The sequence below is a fragment of the Pseudomonas sp. CCI4.2 genome, assembly GCF_034350045.1.
GTDB lineage: Bacteria > Pseudomonadota > Gammaproteobacteria > Pseudomonadales > Pseudomonadaceae > Aquipseudomonas.
This window is the reverse complement of sequence record NZ_CP133781.1, coordinates 5,140,454-5,157,686: the sequence shown is the minus strand read 5'-3', so window position 1 is coordinate 5,157,686 and position 17,233 is coordinate 5,140,454. Positions and strand designations below refer to the sequence as shown.

General features: G+C 57.6%; 15 protein-coding genes and 1 riboswitch. Of the genes, 14 read left to right on the top strand and 1 reads right to left on the bottom strand.

The window, feature by feature from the left end:
• The first annotated feature begins 97 nt into the window (after positions 1-97).
• From RHM65_RS23445 to astE, 12 genes are all read left to right on the top strand, one after another.
• Complete coding sequence (locus tag RHM65_RS23445) at positions 98-874, top strand: ABC transporter substrate-binding protein (RefSeq protein ID WP_322168314.1); 777 nt, start codon at positions 98-100, stop codon at positions 872-874.
• Between the two features lie 76 nt (positions 875-950).
• A complete protein-coding gene (locus RHM65_RS23440) occupies positions 951-1,640 on the top strand; it encodes an ABC transporter permease (protein WP_322168316.1) in 690 nt (229 codons plus the stop codon).
• Complete coding sequence (locus RHM65_RS23435) at positions 1,637-2,335, top strand: ABC transporter permease (protein ID WP_322168318.1); 699 nt, start codon at positions 1,637-1,639, stop codon at positions 2,333-2,335. The genes RHM65_RS23440 and RHM65_RS23435 overlap by 4 nt, the downstream gene beginning before the upstream one ends.
• 41 nt (positions 2,336-2,376) lie before the next feature.
• Positions 2,377-3,141, top strand: coding sequence for an ABC transporter ATP-binding protein (locus RHM65_RS23430; RefSeq protein WP_322168320.1), 765 nt, complete (start codon positions 2,377-2,379; stop codon positions 3,139-3,141).
• A gap of 134 nt (positions 3,142-3,275) precedes the next feature.
• Entirely contained in the window at positions 3,276-4,256 is a 981-nt protein-coding gene (gene argR, locus RHM65_RS23425) for a transcriptional regulator ArgR (protein ID WP_322168322.1), read from the top strand.
• A 205-nt stretch (positions 4,257-4,461) separates the two neighbouring features.
• Positions 4,462-5,682, top strand: a complete 1,221-nt coding sequence (locus RHM65_RS23420) for an aspartate aminotransferase family protein (RefSeq protein WP_322168324.1) — start codon at positions 4,462-4,464, stop codon at positions 5,680-5,682.
• 125 nt (positions 5,683-5,807) lie between these two features.
• On the top strand, positions 5,808-6,839 hold the full coding sequence (aruF, locus tag RHM65_RS23415; protein WP_322168326.1) for an arginine/ornithine succinyltransferase subunit alpha: 1,032 nt from the start codon (positions 5,808-5,810) through the stop codon (positions 6,837-6,839).
• A 76-nt stretch (positions 6,840-6,915) separates the two neighbouring features.
• Positions 6,916-7,941: an arginine N-succinyltransferase gene (gene astA / locus RHM65_RS23410; protein ID WP_322168328.1), complete on the top strand. Its 1,026-nt coding sequence runs from the start codon at positions 6,916-6,918 to the stop codon at positions 7,939-7,941.
• Positions 7,938-9,407 carry a succinylglutamate-semialdehyde dehydrogenase gene (astD, locus tag RHM65_RS23405; protein ID WP_322168330.1) on the top strand — a complete coding sequence of 490 codons (1,470 nt, stop codon included), beginning with the start codon at positions 7,938-7,940 and terminating at the stop codon, positions 9,405-9,407. The genes astA and astD overlap by 4 nt, the downstream gene beginning before the upstream one ends.
• A 170-nt stretch (positions 9,408-9,577) precedes the next feature.
• Positions 9,578-10,924, top strand: a complete 1,347-nt coding sequence (gene astB, locus RHM65_RS23400; protein ID WP_322168332.1) for an N-succinylarginine dihydrolase — start codon at positions 9,578-9,580, stop codon at positions 10,922-10,924.
• A 29-nt stretch (positions 10,925-10,953) separates the two neighbouring features.
• Positions 10,954-11,241, top strand: a complete 288-nt coding sequence (locus RHM65_RS23395; protein WP_322168334.1) for a topoisomerase II — start codon at positions 10,954-10,956, stop codon at positions 11,239-11,241.
• A gap of 39 nt (positions 11,242-11,280) precedes the next feature.
• A complete protein-coding gene (astE, locus tag RHM65_RS23390) occupies positions 11,281-12,291 on the top strand; it encodes a succinylglutamate desuccinylase (RefSeq protein ID WP_322168336.1) in 1,011 nt (336 codons plus the stop codon).
• Between the two features lie 103 nt (positions 12,292-12,394).
• On the opposite strand, the gene RHM65_RS23385 is transcribed toward astE, so the two are convergent.
• Entirely contained in the window at positions 12,395-12,907 is a 513-nt protein-coding gene (locus RHM65_RS23385) for a 6,7-dimethyl-8-ribityllumazine synthase (RefSeq protein ID WP_322168338.1), read from the bottom strand.
• Between the two features lie 131 nt (positions 12,908-13,038).
• Positions 13,039-13,208, bottom strand: a riboswitch (FMN riboswitch).
• 216 nt (positions 13,209-13,424) lie between these two features.
• Between RHM65_RS23385 and ltaE the strand changes: the two genes are divergently transcribed.
• Entirely contained in the window at positions 13,425-14,429 is a 1,005-nt protein-coding gene (gene ltaE, locus RHM65_RS23380) for a low-specificity L-threonine aldolase (protein ID WP_322168340.1), read from the top strand.
• Between the two features lie 147 nt (positions 14,430-14,576).
• Positions 14,577-17,195, top strand: coding sequence for an alanine--tRNA ligase (alaS, locus tag RHM65_RS23375; RefSeq protein ID WP_322184101.1), 2,619 nt, complete (start codon positions 14,577-14,579; stop codon positions 17,193-17,195).
• Positions 17,196-17,233: the final 38 nt, after the last annotated feature.

Below are 17,233 nucleotides of genomic sequence, written 5' to 3'. Positions count from 1 at the left end.
CATTCGGCCCAGACGTTGCTGCCCTCGTTTTCCTTTGCCTATTGAGCCTGTGGCTCACCGCTGTCCTATGTCGGTTCACGCCGATGGAGCTCTAATAATGAAAAAATTCATGCTTCTCGGCGCTATGGCGTTGTCTGTGTTGGTGCAGCCCGTATTTGCGGATGAAAAACCGATGAAAATTGGCATCGAAGCGGCGTACCCTCCGTTTGCATCCAAAGCTGCGGACGGCAGCATCGTGGGTTTCGACTACGACATTGGCAACGCGCTGTGTGAGGAAATGAAGGTCAAGTGCACGTGGTTCGAGCAAGAGTTCGATGGCCTGATTCCGGCGCTGAAAGTGCGCAAGATCGACGCCATCCTGTCCTCGATGTCCATCACCGAAGACCGCAAGAAATCGGTCGATTTCAGCAATAAGTACTACAACACCCCAGCCCGATTGGTCATGAAAGACGGCACGGTAATCAGCGCCGATCTGACCGAACTCAAAGGCAAGAAAATCGGCGTGCAACGCGGGTCGATTCACGACCGTTTCGCTCAGGAAGTCCTGAAGCCTTTAGGCGCTGAAATCGTACCGTACGGCTCACAGAACGAAATTTACCTGGACGTTGCTGCCGGTCGCCTCGATGGCACCTTGGCTGACGCCACCCTATTGCAAGACGGCTTCCTCAACACCGATGCAGGCAAAGGTTATGCCTTCGCCGGTCCGGCCTTCACCGACACAAAATATTTCGGCGATGGCATTGGTATCGCTGTACGCAAGGGTGACAAGGCTGATCTGGACAAGATCAACGCGGCCATCGTTGCCATTCGTGCTAATGGCAAATACAAACAGATTCAGGACAAATACTTCAACTTCGATATTTACGGCGAATAACGCTTGTGGCGGTGCTGCCAGCAGAGACTTGTTGGCCTGCGCCGTTGTTCATTGTCGTGCTTGGAGGACCTGAATCATGTTGAACGGCTACGGGGCTGTCATCCTCGATGGCGCATGGCTCACGCTGCAACTCGCTTTGTCGTCCATGGCCTTGGCGATCGTTCTCGGACTGGTTGGGGTGTCGTTGCGGTTGTCGCCAGTACGTTGGCTTGCCGGCTTGGGTGATCTGTATTCCACGGTGATTCGCGGGATCCCCGATCTGGTGCTGATCCTGCTGATTTTCTATGGCGGCCAGGACCTGCTGAACCGTGTCGCACCGCTCTTAGGCTTCGACGATTACATTGATTTGAACCCGTTGGCGGCCGGTGTTGGCACCTTGGGGTTCATCTTCGGTGCGTACCTGTCAGAAACCTTTCGCGGTGCGTTCATGGCGATACCCAAGGGCCAGGCGGAAGCGGGTATGGCCTATGGAATGAGCGGTTTCAAGGTGTTTTTCAGGATTCTGGTGCCGCAGATGATTCGTTTGGCAATTCCTGGGTTCACCAATAACTGGTTGGTGCTGACCAAGGCCACGGCGCTAATTTCGGTGGTCGGCCTGCAAGACATGATGTTCAAAGCCAAGCAGGCGGCAGATGCGACTCGACAGCCGTTCACCTTTTATCTAGCCGTGGCGGGGATGTACTTGGTGATTACCAGTGTGTCGTTGCTGGTGCTGCGCTACCTCGAAAAACGCTACTCAGTAGGCGTTAGGGAGGCTGACTTATGATCTTCGATTACAACGTCGTCTGGGAAAGCCTGCCGCTGTACCTTGGTGGTTTGCTGATTACCCTCAAATTACTGGGGATTTCCCTGGTGTTCGGCCTGCTGGCGGCGTTGCCGCTGGGGTTGATGCGGGTGTCGAAAAACCCTTGGGTCAATCTGCCCGCTTGGCTCTACACCTATGTGATTCGCGGCACGCCGATGCTGGTGCAGTTGTTTTTGATTTATTACGGTCTGGCCCAATTCCAAGCCGTGCGCGACAGTTTTCTCTGGCCATTTTTGTCGAGCGCGACGTTTTGCGCGTGCCTGGCATTCGCGATCAATACCAGCGCCTACACCGCTGAAATCATCGCAGGCAGCCTCAAATCGACCCCGGCCGGGGAAATAGAGGCGGCCAGGGCCATGGGCATGTCCCGCTCGAAAATGTACCGACGGATTCTGTTGCCGTCGGCATTGCGTCGGGCGCTGCCGCAGTACAGCAACGAGGTCATCATGATGCTGCAGACCACCAGTCTGGCGTCGATCGTGACCCTGATCGATATCACTGGCGCGGCACGCACGGTCAATGCCCAGTTCTATTTACCGTTCGAGGCGTACATCACCGCTGGCGCGTTCTACTTGTGCCTGACCTTCATTCTGGTGCGACTGTTCAAAATGGCCGAGCGCCATTGGCTGGGCTATCTCGCCCCGCGCAAGGCTTGAACCATGACCAGCGCCGCGAACTGTTTTGTGAGAACCCAACGATGAACAAGCTAGAAGTCCACGACCTGCACAAACGCTACGGCAGTCATGAAGTGCTCAAGGGCGTGACCCTGACGGCCAAGGCGGGCGATGTGATCAGCATCATCGGTTCCAGCGGTTCGGGCAAAAGCACTTTTTTGCGCTGCATCAACCTGCTTGAACAACCCCATGCCGGCAAAATCGTCCTGAACAACGAAGAGCTGAAATTGATGGCGAACAAGGAGGGCGGCTTGAAAGCCGCTGACCCGAAACAGCTGCAACGTATGCGGTCGCGGTTATCGATGGTGTTCCAGCACTTCAATTTGTGGTCACACATGACAGCCTTGGAAAACATTATCGAAGCGCCCATCCATGTGCTGGGCATGTCAAAAAAAGACGCCCTGGAAAAGGCCGAGCATTACCTGTCCAAAGTCGGCGTTTCGCACCGCAAGCATGCGTATCCGGGGCATATGTCCGGCGGCGAACAACAGCGCGTAGCGATTGCACGGGCGTTGGCGATGGAGCCCGAGGTCATGCTGTTTGATGAGCCAACCTCGGCGCTTGACCCTGAGTTGGTTGGCGATGTGCTGAAGGTGATGCAAGCGCTGGCACAGGAAGGGCGAACCATGGTGGTGGTCACGCACGAAATGGGCTTTGCCCGTGAAGTCTCGAACCAGCTGATTTTTCTGCACAAGGGTCAGGTCCAAGAGCGCGGCGACCCTCGTGAGGTATTGATAAACCCTCAGTCAGAGCGTCTTCAGCAGTTTCTGTCTGGCAGCTTGAAGTAACGAAACATTTTTGACTGTGCCTTTCGCACCAGAACACGTCATGCTCCGCGTCACCGCAAGACTTGGTTCCACCGATAAAGATCGAGCGCACTGATGCTCGACCCACAACCGCCATACGTTTCGGATTGCACGCTATGACTGCCCATCGAATTGGTTTTCTCATCTGGCCCGGCACCAAAGCCTTGACGCTGGCACTGGCCGAGGAAGCCTTGCGTGTTGCACAGCGCGTCCACCCAGAAGTGGTTTACGACTTGCTGTTTTTGCAGGCCGAACCGCCCGTGGAAGGTGCCTGGCAATTGCCGGGTGAACCATGGCTGGGGCGTCTGGAAGGCTGTCAGAAGTTGTTTCTGCTGGCCGATGAGCCACCGGCGTCAATGACCTCGGCACTGAGTGCCTCGCTCAAGCAACTGGTGCGTGCCGGGTGTGTGATCGGCGGGCTGTCTGCCGGGGTTTATCCCTTGGCCCAGCTCGGTTTGCTCGACGGTTACCGTGCGGCGGTGCACTGGCGCTGGCAGGACGATTTTGCCGAGCGTTTTCCAAAGGTGATCGCCACCAGCCATTTATTCGATTGGGACCGCGACCGTTTGACCGCCTGCGGCGGGTTGTCGGTGCTGGATCTGATGTTGGCCGTTTTGGCCCGTGACCATGGCGCCGAGCTGGCCGGTGCGGTGTCGGAAGAATTGGTGGTGGAGCGCATTCGCGAGGGCGGCGAGCGCCAGCGGATTCCGTTGCAAAATCGTCTGGGGTCCAGCCATCCGAAGCTGACTCAGGCCGTGTTGCTGATGGAGGCCAATATCGAAGAGCCGCTGACCACCGACGAAATCGCTCAGCACGTGTGCGTGTCACGTCGGCAACTGGAGCGGATTTTCAAGCAATACCTCAATCGCGTACCAAGCCAGTACTACCTGGAGCTGCGCTTGAACAAGGCGCGGCAGATGCTGATGCAGACCAGTAAATCGATTATCCAGATCGGTTTGTCCTGCGGATTTTCCTCCGGGCCGCATTTCTCCAGCGCCTACCGTAACTTCTTCGGCGCCACCCCTCGAGAAGACCGTAACCAGCGCCGCAGCAGCAGCCCGTTTGAATTGTCATCGGTGCCGTCTGAGCGAGGTTGATACCCGTAGATTGCGGCTCAAACCATGAAAACGTTTAAACTGCCTTTTTCCGACGTTATATGTCGCATTGCCGAAAGCCACTGATAAACACGGTTTTGCGCTGTAACAAGTTGTCGCTTGGCGGCAAGGTCGGACCCACATCAGTCCTTACAATCCTCCCATCGTTTGCCCGTTTCAGGCAGACGTACCTCTTCAGGAGACTCCGATGTCCGTTGAGCATGCTCAGGTGCAACGCACCGATTTTGACCAGGTAATGGTCCCTAACTACTCGCCAGCGGGCTTTATCCCTGTGCGTGGTGCGGGTTCCCGCGTCTGGGATCAATCGGGTCGCGAATTGGTGGATTTCGCCGGCGGCATCGCAGTAAACGTGCTCGGCCATGCCCACCCGGCATTGGTCCGTGCGCTGACCGAGCAAGCCAATACCCTGTGGCACGTGTCCAACGTATTTACCAACGAACCTGCCCTGCGGCTGGCGAAGAAGCTGGTCGACGCCACTTTTGCTGAGCGTGCGTTTTTCTGTAACTCAGGTGCCGAGGCGAACGAGGCTGCATTCAAGCTGGCGCGTCGGGTCTCTCATGACCTGTACGGCCCGGAAAAATACGAAATCATTGCCGCGCTCAACAGCTTCCACGGTCGCACCTTGTTCACCGTGAACGTTGGCGGTCAGTCCAAATATTCCGATGGCTTCGGTCCGAAAATCGTCGGCATCACCCATGTTCCGTTCAATGACCTGGACGCGCTGAAAGCGGCGATTTCCGACAAGACCTGCGCCGTGGTGCTAGAGCCGGTACAAGGCGAGAGCGGTGTTATTCCGGGTGAATTGGCCTATTTGCAAGGCGCGCGGGATGTGTGCGACAAGCACAAGGCGCTGCTGATATTCGACGAAGTGCAGACCGGCATGGGCCGTTCCGGCGAGCTGTTTGCCTACATGCATTACAACGTGATCCCAGACATCCTCACCAGCGCCAAAAGCTTGGGCGGTGGGTTCCCGATTGCCGCGATGCTGACCACCGAAACACTGGCCAATCACCTGACTGTAGGCACCCACGGCACAACCTATGGCGGCAACCCGCTGGCCTGCGCCGTGGCTGAAGCGGTGATCGACATCGTTAATACCCCGGAAACACTGTCGGGCGTTCACGCCAAACGCGCGCGGTTCCAAGCGCGTCTGGAACAGATCGGCAAGCAATACGGCGTCTTCACCCAAGTGCGTGGCTTGGGCCTGTTGATCGGGTGTGTGCTCAGCGATGCCTGGAAAGGCAAAGCCAAAGACATCTTCAATGCCGCCGAAAAAGAAGGCGTGATGGTCCTGCAAGCCGGTCCAGATGTGATCCGTTTCGCGCCAAGCCTGGTGGTGACTGAAGTCGATATTGATGAAGGCTTGAACCGTTTTGAACGCGCTATCGCCAAGCTGACTCAGGCGTGAAGGGCTGCTGATATGTTGTTGCTGTTGTTCTAAAGCGGTACCCCTCGGCGTTGGTCATATTGCCAGCGTCGGTTTTTTTTCTGTGTCGGCGATGCCGGCCTGTATTTTTGGTAAGGAGTGACACCATGCTGGTGATGCGCCCCGCGCAAATGGCTGATCTGGGCGAGGTACAGCGTCTGGCCGCAGACAGCCCGATTGGTGTCACTTCCTTGCCGGACGATGCTGACCGTTTGACCGACAAGATCGCGGCTTCGGAAGCGTCGTTCGCCGCTGAAGTCAGTTTCAACGGTGAAGAAAGCTACTTCTTCGTGCTCGAAGACAGCGACACCGGGCGCCTGGTGGGGTGTTCTGGGATTGTCGCATCAGCGGGCTATTCCGAACCCTTCTATAGTTTTCGTAACGAGACCTTTGTTCACGCGTCTCGCGAACTGAAGATTCACAACAAGATTCACGTGCTGTCGCAATGTCACGACCTGACAGGCAACAGCCTGCTCACCAGTTTTTATGTGATCCCGGAATTGGTCGGCACCCACTGGTCTGAGCTCAATTCCCGTGGGCGCCTGCTGTTCGTCGCCGGTCATCCGGAGCGCTTTGCCGACTCGGTGGTCACCGAAATCGTCGGTTACAGCGATGAGCACGGCGACTCGCCGTTTTGGGACGCCATCGGCCGTAACTTCTTCGACCTGAACTACGCCGAGGCCGAGCGTCTGTGCGGCCTGAAAAGCCGGACCTTTCTCGCTGAATTGATGCCGCATTACCCGATATACGTGCCATTGCTGCCTGACGCCGCGCAAGAGTCCATGGGTCAAGTGCATCCGCGTGCGCAGATCACTTTCGACATCCTGATGCGCGAAGGTTTTGAGACCGACCATTACATCGATATTTTCGACGGTGGCCCGACCTTGCATGCGCGAGTGTCCGGTATCCGCTCGATCGCTCAGAGCCGATTGGTCCCGGTGAAGCTCGATACGGTAAAAACCGCTGATATCGGCAAAGGCGGGCGCCAATATCTGGTCGCCAACGGCCAATTGCAGGATTACCGCGCGGTGCTGTTGGAGCTCGACTGGGCGCCGGGCAAACCGGTCAGCCTGAGTCTGGAAGCCGCCGAGGCACTGGGCGTGGGTGAAGGCGCCAGCGTTCGTATCGTGGCGGTTTAACAGGCGCCGTTGGCGTCTGGTTTGCAGGTTTAGCGAGATTCGCGGGTTCCCACGGGTGCCCGGTTGAGGAGAAAGCATGATCGTTCGTCCCGTACGCAGCAGCGACTTACCGAAACTGATCGAGTTGGCGCACACCACTGGCCCCGGCTTGACCACGCTGCCGGCCAATGAACAGCGCTTGGCGCACCGAATCAGTTGGGCCGAGAAAACCTTTCGTGGCGAAGCCGAGCGCGCCGACGCTGACTACCTGTTTGTCATGGAAGACGATGACGGCCACGTGGTAGGTATTTGCGCAATCGCCGGTGCCGTTGGACTGCGAGAGCCTTGGTACAACTACCGCGTAGGCCTGACGGTCAGTGCGTCTCAAGAACTGAACATCTACCGCGAAATACCGACGCTGTTCCTCGCCAACGACCTGACCGGCAATTCAGAGCTGTGTTCGTTGTTTTTACGTGGTGACAGTCGTACCGGTGTTAACGGTCGGTTGCTGGCCAAAGCGCGGCTGCTGTTTATTGCGGAATTCCCGAAGCTGTTCGGCAATAAGATCATTGCCGAAATGCGCGGCATGTCCAACGAAGCCGGGCGTTCACCTTTCTGGGAAAGCCTGGGGCGGCACTTTTTCAAGATGGAATTTAGCCAGGCGGACTACCTGACGGGCGTGGGCAACAAAGCCTTCATCGCCGAACTGATGCCCAAGTTCCCGCTCTACACCTGCTTCCTCTCCGAAGATGCGCGCAACATTATCGGCCGTGTACACACCGACACCGAACCGGCGTTGGCAATGCTCAAGAGCGAAGGCTTCAGTTATCAGGGTTATGTCGACATCTTCGACGCCGGCCCAGCCGTTGAATGTGAAACCACCAAGATCCGCGCCGTACGCGACAGTCAGGCATTGGTCCTGGCCATCGGTACGCCGGGGGACGACGCGACGCCGTTTCTGATTCATAACCGCAAACGCGAAGACTGCCGCATCACTGCTGCCCCGGCGCGGTTGGCCGCCGGCACGCTGGTGGTGGATCCGATGACCGCAAAACGCTTGCGGCTGAGCGCCGGTGATCAAGTGCGTGCGGTGCCGTTGTCCGCCACAAGGGAGGGTGTGTGATGAGCACGCTGTATATCGCGGGTGCCTGGCACGCCGGGCAGGGTGAACCGTTCGAGTCGTTGAACCCGGTCACTCAGGCGGTGGTGTGGTCTGGGCAAGGCGCCAACGCTGAGCAGGTTGATGCCGCGATCAAGGCGGCGCGACACGCATTCCCAGCCTGGGCCAAACGTTCGCTGGATGAGCGCATCGTGCTGCTGGAAGCGTTTGCCGCGAGCCTGAAAACCCATGCCGACGCCTTGTCTCGCTGCATTGGCGAAGAGACCGGTAAACCGCTGTGGGAATCGGCCACCGAAGTCACCAGCATGATCAACAAGATCGCGATTTCGGTGCAGAGCTACCGTGAGCGAACCGGCGAAAAAAGCGGCCCATTGGGCGATGCGACTGCCGTGCTGCGGCATAAACCCCATGGCGTGGTCGCGGTGTTTGGTCCGTACAACTTTCCTGGGCATCTGCCCAATGGCCATATCGTGCCAGCGTTGTTGGCGGGTAATACGGTGTTGTTCAAACCAAGCGAGCTGACCCCAAAAGTCGCCGAGCTGACGGTCAAGTGTTGGGTCGAAGCCGGTTTGCCAACCGGGGTGTTGAACCTGCTGCAAGGCGCTCGGGAAACCGGCGTTGCGCTGGCGTCGAACCCTGGCATCGACGGGTTGTTTTTCACCGGGTCCAGCCGTACCGGAAACTTGCTGCACCACCAATTTTCCGGACGCCCGGAGAAGATCCTGGCGCTAGAAATGGGGGGCAACAATCCGCTGATCGTCGATCATGTTGAAGACATTGAAGCCGCTGTGTACACGGTGATTCAGTCGGCCTTTATTTCTGCCGGCCAGCGTTGTACCTGCGCCCGGCGTTTGTTGGTGCCCGAAGGTGCATGGGGCGATGCGTTGCTTGCACGGCTAGTGGCAGTGACCGCAACGATTGAAGTCGGTGCGTTCGATCAACAGCCAGCACCGTTCATGGGTTCGGTCATTTCCTTGGGCGCGGCGCGTGCGTTGCTCGATGCCCAGGAGTTGCTATTGGCCAATGGCGCCGTGGCCTTATTGGAAATGACGCAGCCGCAGGCGAACGCCGCATTGCTCACCCCAGGGATTCTCGACGTCAGTGACGTGACTGATCGGGCCGATGAAGAGTTGTTCGGACCGCTGCTACAAGTGATCCGCTATGCTGATTTTGAGGCGGCCATCGCCGAAGCCAATGACACCCACTACGGCTTGGCGGCGGGGCTGTTGTCCGACTCCGAAGCGCGTTATCAGCAGTTTTGGCTGGAAAGCCGGGCGGGTATTGTCAACTGGAACAAGCAATTGACCGGCGCTGCAAGTAGCGCGCCGTTCGGCGGGGTCGGCGCCTCGGGCAACCATCGCGCCAGCGCCTACTACGCGGCAGATTATTGCGCTTATCCGGTGGCCTCACTGGAAGCGCCGCGCATCAGTTTGCCGGAGACGTTGACGCCGGGCATCACGCTTTCCTGATGCAGCATTTCTGTGGGACCGAATTTATTCGGGAAGCCGGCTATGCGGATTGTCTGACTTGACCGCGTTGTTGCCTTCCCGAATGAATTCGGTCCCACCGGAATTTAGGTGATTCACAATAGCAGTCATAAAAAACACATTTACCGACCGAGCCTTGCCGATGAAACCCTATGAAATCCTATGAAGTCAATTTTGACGGTTTAGTGGGCCCGACCCATAACTACGGCGGCTTGTCTTACGGCAACGTTGCGTCACAGAGCAACTGCCAGCAGTCTTCCAATCCCAAGGAAGCCGCGCTGCAGGGCTTGGCCAAGATGAAAGCGTTGATGGAAATGGGGTATGTCCAAGGCGTCTTGGCACCTCAAGAACGTCCGGATCTGGCCGGATTGCGTGCCCTTGGGTTCACCGGCAACGACGCGCAGGTGATCGAAAAAGCGGCCAAAGACGCGATGCCCTTGCTGGTTGCCAGTTGCTCGGCATCCAGCATGTGGGTGGCCAACGCCGCCACAGTCAGCCCAAGTGCTGATACCGCTGATGGTCGGGTGCATTTCACCGCCGCCAACCTGAACTGTAAATACCATCGCAGCATTGAACACCCGACCACCAGCCGCGTACTGGGCTCGATGTTCGCCAATCAGCAGCACTTCGCCCACCATGCGGCGTTACCCGCCGTGGCGCAGTTCGGCGATGAGGGCGCGGCTAACCACACGCGCCTTTGCCACGATTATGGCCAGCCCGGCGTCGAGTTTTTCGTGTTCGGGCGCAGTGCGTTCGACACCCGTTACCCATCCCCGCAGAAATACCCTGCGCGACAAACCCTCGAAGCTTCACAGGCGGTGGCGCGTTTGCACGGTTTGAGCGAGGAGGGTGTGGTCTTTGCCCAGCAAAACCCGGCGATGATCGATCAGGGTGTGTTCCATAACGATGTGATCGCGGTGGGGAACGGTGAAGTGCTGTTCTATCACGAGGATGCGTTTCTCAATACCGACCATATGCTGGCTCAATTGCACGACAAACTGAGCCGTCGCGGTGGGCGTTTTCGGGCGATCTGTGTGCCACGCGCCGAAGTTGCAGTGGAAGACGCCGTGCGCTCTTACCTGTTTAACAGTCAGTTGCTCTCGCGTGCCGATGGATCGATGTTGCTCATCGTTCCCGAAGAGTGCCGTGGCAACGAGCGGGTGTGGCAGTATTTGCAGCGCCTGCTGGCCGACGACGGCCCTGTGGCAGAAGTAAAGGTCTTCGACCTCAAGCAAAGCATGCAGAACGGCGGTGGCCCGGCGTGCTTGCGTTTGCGCGTCGCGCTGAACGAAACCGAACTGGCAGCGGTGAACCAAGGCGTTATCATGACCGCGCCGCTGTACGGCACGTTGACGCACTGGATCGAAAAGCATTACCGCGACCGTGTGAGCGAAAACGACCTGGCTGATCCGACCTTGCTGGTCGAATGCCGTGCGGCACTGGATGAACTAACCCAGCTCCTTAAGCTGGGCTCGGTCTATCCTTTTCAACTTAATTGACTTTCAATCCTTTTACAGAGCACTGAATCATGAGCGACACCCTGCAGTTAATCCTTGAAGACACCGATGGCACCCAGCTGGAAACCACCTGCACCCGCGTGGCCGTTCTGTGGCAGGGCAAGGAATTGTGGATTCAGCACGACGGCCGTGGCCAGTTATTGATTGGCGTTGACGTTGAAGAAGGCGATGCCGAATACGCCAACCTGTTGCTGCGTCCGCTGGCGACCAACCTGGTGAGCCTGCAACTGGAAATGGAACCGGCCGACGTCGGCGACGGCCAAGAGCACGTTCACGGCCCTGACTGCGATCACGACTGAATCAATCTTCCTGACGTCGCTCAATTAGGTGCATGACTTATGCTCGCTCTCGGCAAGCTGCTTGAACTGACCCTGGCCGGTCGCGAACCGGCGCAAAAGACTCAACTGACGGTTGATGGCGTGCGCTTGCATTGGCTGAGCGAAGGGGCCCTTGAAGTGAGCCCAGCCGAAGGGCAGGACAACGGGATGGACTTGCTGCTGTCTGCCGGTATCCACGGTAATGAAACGGCGCCCATTGAACTGCTTGATCAATTGCTGCGCGACATTGCGTGTGGCGATTTAGTGCCGCGGGCACGCATTCTGTTTCTGCTGGGTAACCCTGAGGCCATGCGTCGGGGCGAGCGGTATATCGAGCAGGACCTGAATCGGCTGTTCAACGGTCGGCATGAGCAAGCAACGGGTTTTGAGGCACTTCGCGCCTGTGAACTGGAGCGTCTGGCAGACAGCTTTTTCAGTCTGCCGCGTCGCCACCGCTTGCATTACGACCTGCACACGGCCATTCGTGGTTCGAAGATCGAGCAATTCGCGCTGTATCCCTGGAAAGAAGGCCGTCGGCATTCACGCCGGGAACTTGCGCGTTTGCACGCAGCCGGAATAAAAGCTGTCGTGCTGCAGAACAAACCCTCCATCGTGTTCAGTTCCTATACCTACGACAAACTGGGCGCTGAGTCTTTCACGCTGGAGCTGGGCAAAGCGCGGCCATTCGGGCAGAACCAGCAGGTCAACCTGCTGCTGTTGGAAATCTACCTGACAGAGTTGATCGAAGGCATAGAGCCTGAAGGTGCAGATTCGTCGCTCAGGGGTCTGCAGTTATTCAGCGTTGCCCGGGAAATCATCAAGCACAGCGATGCGTTTCAGCTTAATTTGCCTGCGGACGTCGAGAATTTTTCGGAGTTGAAGCAGGGGTTTGTGTTGGCTAACGATTTGGCGAGCAGCCTTTGGGTCGTTGAAGAGCAGGGCGCCCGGATCATCTTCCCCAATCCCAAGGTCAAGAATGGGTTGCGGGCGGGGATTTTGATCGTGCCAAGCAAAGGTGAAGCATTGGTTTGATGCCGCTCAATCGGTAGGAGCCAACGTGTTGGCGAGGCATTAGACCTGATACACCTCATCAGACCTCTCGTTTACACGTTGGCTCCTACAGAGGTGGTTACCTTTAAACCGCGACGCGCTGCGGCAGTTCGTTACGGCGCAGGCTGCGGATTTTGTGCAGGGTGTCTGCACAGGTCTCGGCCGCTTCTGCGCCTTTTTGCACGAAGTGGTTGAAGAAGAACTGCTGGTGTTCGTCCCCTGCGTGGAAGTTATGAGGGGTGAGCACCACGGAAAAAACCGGGACCTCTGTTTCCATCTGCACTTGCATCAGCGCGCTGACCACCGATTGAGCGACGAACTCATGGCGATACAGACCGCCATCGACCACTAAACCAGCGGCGACGATGCCGGCATAGCGACCGCTCTTGGCCAGCAACTTGGCGTGCAGAGGAATTTCAAACGCACCGCCGACTTCGAAGAAATCGATATCGGTCTCGGCGTAGCCATGGTTGGCGATCTCGGCGATAAAACCTTTACGGCTTTGATCGACAATATCCTTGTGCCAGCAGGCCTGGATGAAGGCAATGCGTTCGTTGGGATGGCTTTTGTTTTTGCTATCGATTGCGGTGGGTTGCATCAGTTCTGACTCCTGTTTAATGAAAAAAACAGGGCGTTTGGATCGAATGGGATGCCAAGGTACGTCGAGATCACGGCCGCAACAAAAAAGCTGTTCACGACGGTGCGCACGATACGACCCAGTGGTACCAATCCCGTTCTCTCTTCATCCGGACTATGACCGTCGGCCCCGGAATCAAACCGGGTCTGCTGACCTTGTCAGTGCGAAAACCGAAGCTTTACGCACCACAAGCGCTCGCGGGCTAAGCGCATTGCGCGCCATTACCGCCGGTGGGGAATCGCACCCCGCCCTGAGAACGTTGCCAACAGCATTTCCTGTCGGCGGTGAGTTTTTATCACAGATTCTCTGGCCGTGCTTGGTCACTTTCGTCTATGCACCCGGACATTCCCTTATATCGAACCCATAGGTTCATTGAGTGCAGACCTTGAATAAGCAACCCGGTGACCTCAGTAATGACCTATCCCCAATTCGTCCTTCGACTTAATATCGACGTCTTAACTCTTTCAGGAGCTTCACCGTGACGGCTATTGATCTGCGCAGCGACACCATGACCCAGCCGACTGCCGGGATGCTTGAGGCTATGTCTAGCGCGGCGTTGGGCGATGACGTGTACGGCGAAGACCCGACGGTTAACCGGCTTGAAGCCTCCCTGGCTGAGCGTTTGGGTTTTGCCGCCGGCCTGTTCGTACCCAGCGGCACCATGAGCAACCTGCTTGGGTTGATGGCTCATTGCGGACGCGGCGAGGAATACATCGTCGGCCAACAGGCGCACACCTATAAATACGAAGGCGGCGGCGCAGCGGTGCTCGGTTCGATTCAGCCGCAGCCACTGGACTTCCAAGACGATGGTTCGTTGGACTTGAAACAGGTGCTGGCCGCGATCAAGCCCGATGACTTCCACTTTGCCCGCACCCGGTTATTGGCGTTGGAAAACACCGTGCAGGGCAAGGTGCTGCCGCTCTCGTACCTGGCGACTGCGCGTGAGTTCTGCGACGAACACGGGCTGGCACTGCACTTGGACGGCGCGCGGTTGTATAACGCCGCAGTCAAACTGGGTGTCGATGCCAGAGAGATTACCCGTCATTTCGATTCGGTCTCTGTGTGCCTGTCCAAAGGCTTGGGTGCGCCGATCGGCTCAGTGCTGCTGGGCACTGCTGAATTGATTGGCAAAGCTCGACGTTTGCGCAAGATGGTGGGTGGCGGTATGCGCCAGGCCGGCGGACTCGCAGCGGCCGGGCTGTATGCCCTTGAGCATCAGGTCGAGCGCTTGGCTGACGATCATGCCAACGCCAGCGCCTTGGCCGAAGGCTTGCGGGGCTTTGGTTATTCAGTTGAGCCGGTGCAGACCAACATGGTGTACGTGCAGCTGGGTGCGCGAGCTGACGGGCTTAAATCCTTCTGCGCCGAGCGGGGGATCAAACTCAGCGCGGCACCTCGTTTGCGGATGGTGACGCATCTGGACGTTTCGTCGGCCCAGATTAAGCAGGTGATCGCAGCTTTTGCGGACTTCGCCCGCCGCTAAACACGCCGACAGTCCAATTGCCGGCTGACAATGTACAAACACGCTGTGCCGAGCGGCCAACGCCTATATAATGCGGCCCTTTGCAAGTCGCACCCTCTTTTGGACGTTTTGCACTTGCCTTTGGCAGCAGTCTCCGTGGAAGAACCTATGAAAAGCGCAGAAATTCGTGAAGCCTTCCTTCGTTTCTTCGAAGAGAAAGGTCACACCCGTGTAGCTTCCAGCTCGTTGATTCCGGGCAACGATCCCACCCTGCTGTTCACCAACGCAGGCATGAACCAGTTCAAGGACTGCTTCCTGGGCCAGGAAAAGCGCGCCTACACCCGCGCCGTCAGCAGTCAAAAATGCGTACGCGCCGGTGGCAAGCACAACGACCTGGAGAACGTCGGTTATACCGCGCGTCACCACACTTTTTTCGAGATGCTGGGTAACTTCAGCTTCGGTGATTATTTCAAGCGCGACGCGATCACCTTTGCCTGGACCTTCCTGACATCGGTGTTGGGCCTGCCCAAAGACAAACTGTGGGTTACGGTCTACGCCAGCGATGACGAAGCCTACGACATCTGGACCCAGGAAATTGGTGTGCCAGCTGAGCGCATGGTCCGTATCGGCGACAACAAAGGCGCGCCTTACGCATCCGATAACTTCTGGACCATGGGCGATACCGGCCCGTGCGGCCCCTGCACCGAGATTTTCTACGACCACGGCGCTGACATCTGGGGCGGCCCACCCGGTTCACCAGAAGAAGACGGCGACCGTTACATCGAAATATGGAACAACGTGTTCATGCAGTTCAACCGCACTGCGGATGGCGTGCTGCACCCGTTGCCAGCGCCGTCGGTGGACACCGGTATGGGCCTGGAACGCATCAGCGCCGTACTGCAACACGTGCATTCCAACTACGAAATCGACCTGTTCCAAAGCCTGTTGGCGGCATCGGCCAAGGCCGTTGGTTGCACGAACGACGCGCAGCCGTCGCTTAAAGTCGTGGCTGACCACATTCGTTCGTGCGGCTTCCTGATCGCTGACGGCGTGCTGCCGTCCAACGAAGGGCGCGGTTACGTGTTGCGTCGGATTATTCGTCGCGCCTGCCGTCATGGCAACAAACTTGGCGCCACCGGCAGCTTCTTCTATCAGATCGTCGCGGCGCTAGTCGCGGAAATGGGCAGCGCGTTCCCTGAACTGACGCAGAACCAGTCGCACATTGAGCGCGTACTGAAAGCTGAAGAAGAGCAGTTCGCCAAAACCCTGGAACAGGGCCTGAAGATTCTGGAGCTGGACCTGGCTGAACTGAAAGGCACGGTGGTGCCCGGCGACGTCGTGTTCAAGTTGTATGACACCTACGGTTTCCCGATGGACCTGACAGGCGACATCGCTCGGGAACGTAACCTGACCCTCGACGAAGTAGGCTTTGAGCGTGAAATGGACGCTCAGCGCGTGCGCGCTCGTTCAGCCAGTGCGTTCGGCATGGATTACAACAGCCTGGTCAAAGTTGACGTACCGACCGAGTTTCTCGGTTACGGCGCGACCCGAGGCACGGCCAAAGTGGTTGCTCTCTATAAAGACGGCCAAGCGGTTGATCAGTTGAGCGAGGGCGAAGAGGGCGTTGTGATCCTCGACCAAACCCCGTTCTACGCTGAGTCCGGCGGGCAGATCGGCGATTGCGGTTACCTCGAAGCGGCCGGTGTGCGCTTTGATGTGCGCGATACAACTAAAACCGGTGGCGCGTTCCTTCACCACGGTGTGCTCGCTTCAGGCAGTCTTAACGCAGGCGCCGAGCTGACCACCGAAGTTAATGCCGACGTTCGTCATGCCACCTCCTTGAACCACTCGGCGACACACTTGCTGCACGCGGCATTGCGCCAAGTGTTGGGCGAGCATGTGACGCAGAAAGGTTCGTTGGTCGACAGTCAGCGCTTGCGTTTCGACTTCAGCCACTTCGAAGCGATCAAGCCAGAGCAGTTGAAAGCGCTGGAAGAAATCGTCAACCGCGAAGTGCGTAAGAATTCTCCGGTAGAAACCGTGGAAACCGATATCGAGACCGCCAAGAAGAAGGGCGCCATGGCGCTGTTCGGCGAGAAGTACGGCGATAACGTCCGTGTGCTGAGCATGGGCGGTGATTTCTCCGTTGAGCTGTGTGGCGGTATTCACGCTAATCGCACCGGTGACATCGCGCTGCTGAAAATCACCAATGAAAGTGGTGTGGCTGCGGGGGTTCGACGCATCGAAGCGGTGACAGGGGCTGCGGCACTGGCGTACCTCAATGCTGCCGAAGATCAACTCAAGGAAGCCGCAATTCTGGTCAAAGGCAGTCGCGACAACCTGCTGGACAAGCTTCTCGCAGTGATTGAACGCAACCGTCTTTTGGAAAAACAGCTGGACCAATTACAAGCCAAGGCGGCGAGCGCAGCGGGTGACGATCTGTCATCGGCCGCGCTGGACGTCAAAGGGGTCAAAGTCCTCGCCGTGCGCCTTGACGGTCAGGATGGTAAAGCCCTGTTGGCCTTGGTTGATCAGTTGAAGAACAAACTCGGCCGCGCAGTGATCCTGCTCGGCAGTGTCCATGAAGATAGGGTCGTACTGGTTGCAGGCGTAACCAAGGACCTGACTGGCCAACTCAAGGCCGGTGATTTGATGAAGCAAGCGGCCGCCGCCGTTGGAGGTAAAGGCGGTGGTCGTCCTGACATGGCTCAAGGTGGCGGCGTGGACGCCGGGGCGCTGGATGCAGCGCTGGCGTTGGCCGTGCCTTTTGTCGAGCAGGGTATCTAGTCGTCCTCCAGGCCTGCCGCATGCGGCAGGCTTTGGCG

Excerpts from the sequence above, each read along its gene's own strand:
- RHM65_RS23445 (WP_322168314.1), top strand. The coding sequence starts at position 98 with ATGAAAAAATTCATGCTTCTCGGCGCTATGGCGTTGTCTGTGTTGGTG.
- RHM65_RS23440 (WP_322168316.1), top strand. The coding sequence starts at position 951 with ATGTTGAACGGCTACGGGGCTGTCATCCTCGATGGCGCATGGCTCACG.
- RHM65_RS23435 (WP_322168318.1), top strand. The coding sequence starts at position 1,637 with ATGATCTTCGATTACAACGTCGTCTGGGAAAGCCTGCCGCTGTACCTT.
- RHM65_RS23430 (WP_322168320.1), top strand. The coding sequence starts at position 2,377 with ATGAACAAGCTAGAAGTCCACGACCTGCACAAACGCTACGGCAGTCAT.
- argR (WP_322168322.1), top strand. The coding sequence starts at position 3,276 with ATGACTGCCCATCGAATTGGTTTTCTCATCTGGCCCGGCACCAAAGCC.
- RHM65_RS23420 (WP_322168324.1), top strand. The coding sequence starts at position 4,462 with ATGTCCGTTGAGCATGCTCAGGTGCAACGCACCGATTTTGACCAGGTA.
- aruF (WP_322168326.1), top strand. The coding sequence starts at position 5,808 with ATGCTGGTGATGCGCCCCGCGCAAATGGCTGATCTGGGCGAGGTACAG.
- astA (WP_322168328.1), top strand. The coding sequence starts at position 6,916 with ATGATCGTTCGTCCCGTACGCAGCAGCGACTTACCGAAACTGATCGAG.
- astB (WP_322168332.1), top strand. The coding sequence starts at position 9,578 with ATGAAATCCTATGAAGTCAATTTTGACGGTTTAGTGGGCCCGACCCAT.
- RHM65_RS23395 (WP_322168334.1), top strand. The coding sequence starts at position 10,954 with ATGAGCGACACCCTGCAGTTAATCCTTGAAGACACCGATGGCACCCAG.
- astE (WP_322168336.1), top strand. The coding sequence starts at position 11,281 with ATGCTCGCTCTCGGCAAGCTGCTTGAACTGACCCTGGCCGGTCGCGAA.
- RHM65_RS23385 (WP_322168338.1), bottom strand. The coding sequence starts at position 12,907 with ATGCAACCCACCGCAATCGATAGCAAAAACAAAAGCCATCCCAACGAA.
- alaS (WP_322184101.1), top strand. The coding sequence starts at position 14,577 with ATGAAAAGCGCAGAAATTCGTGAAGCCTTCCTTCGTTTCTTCGAAGAG.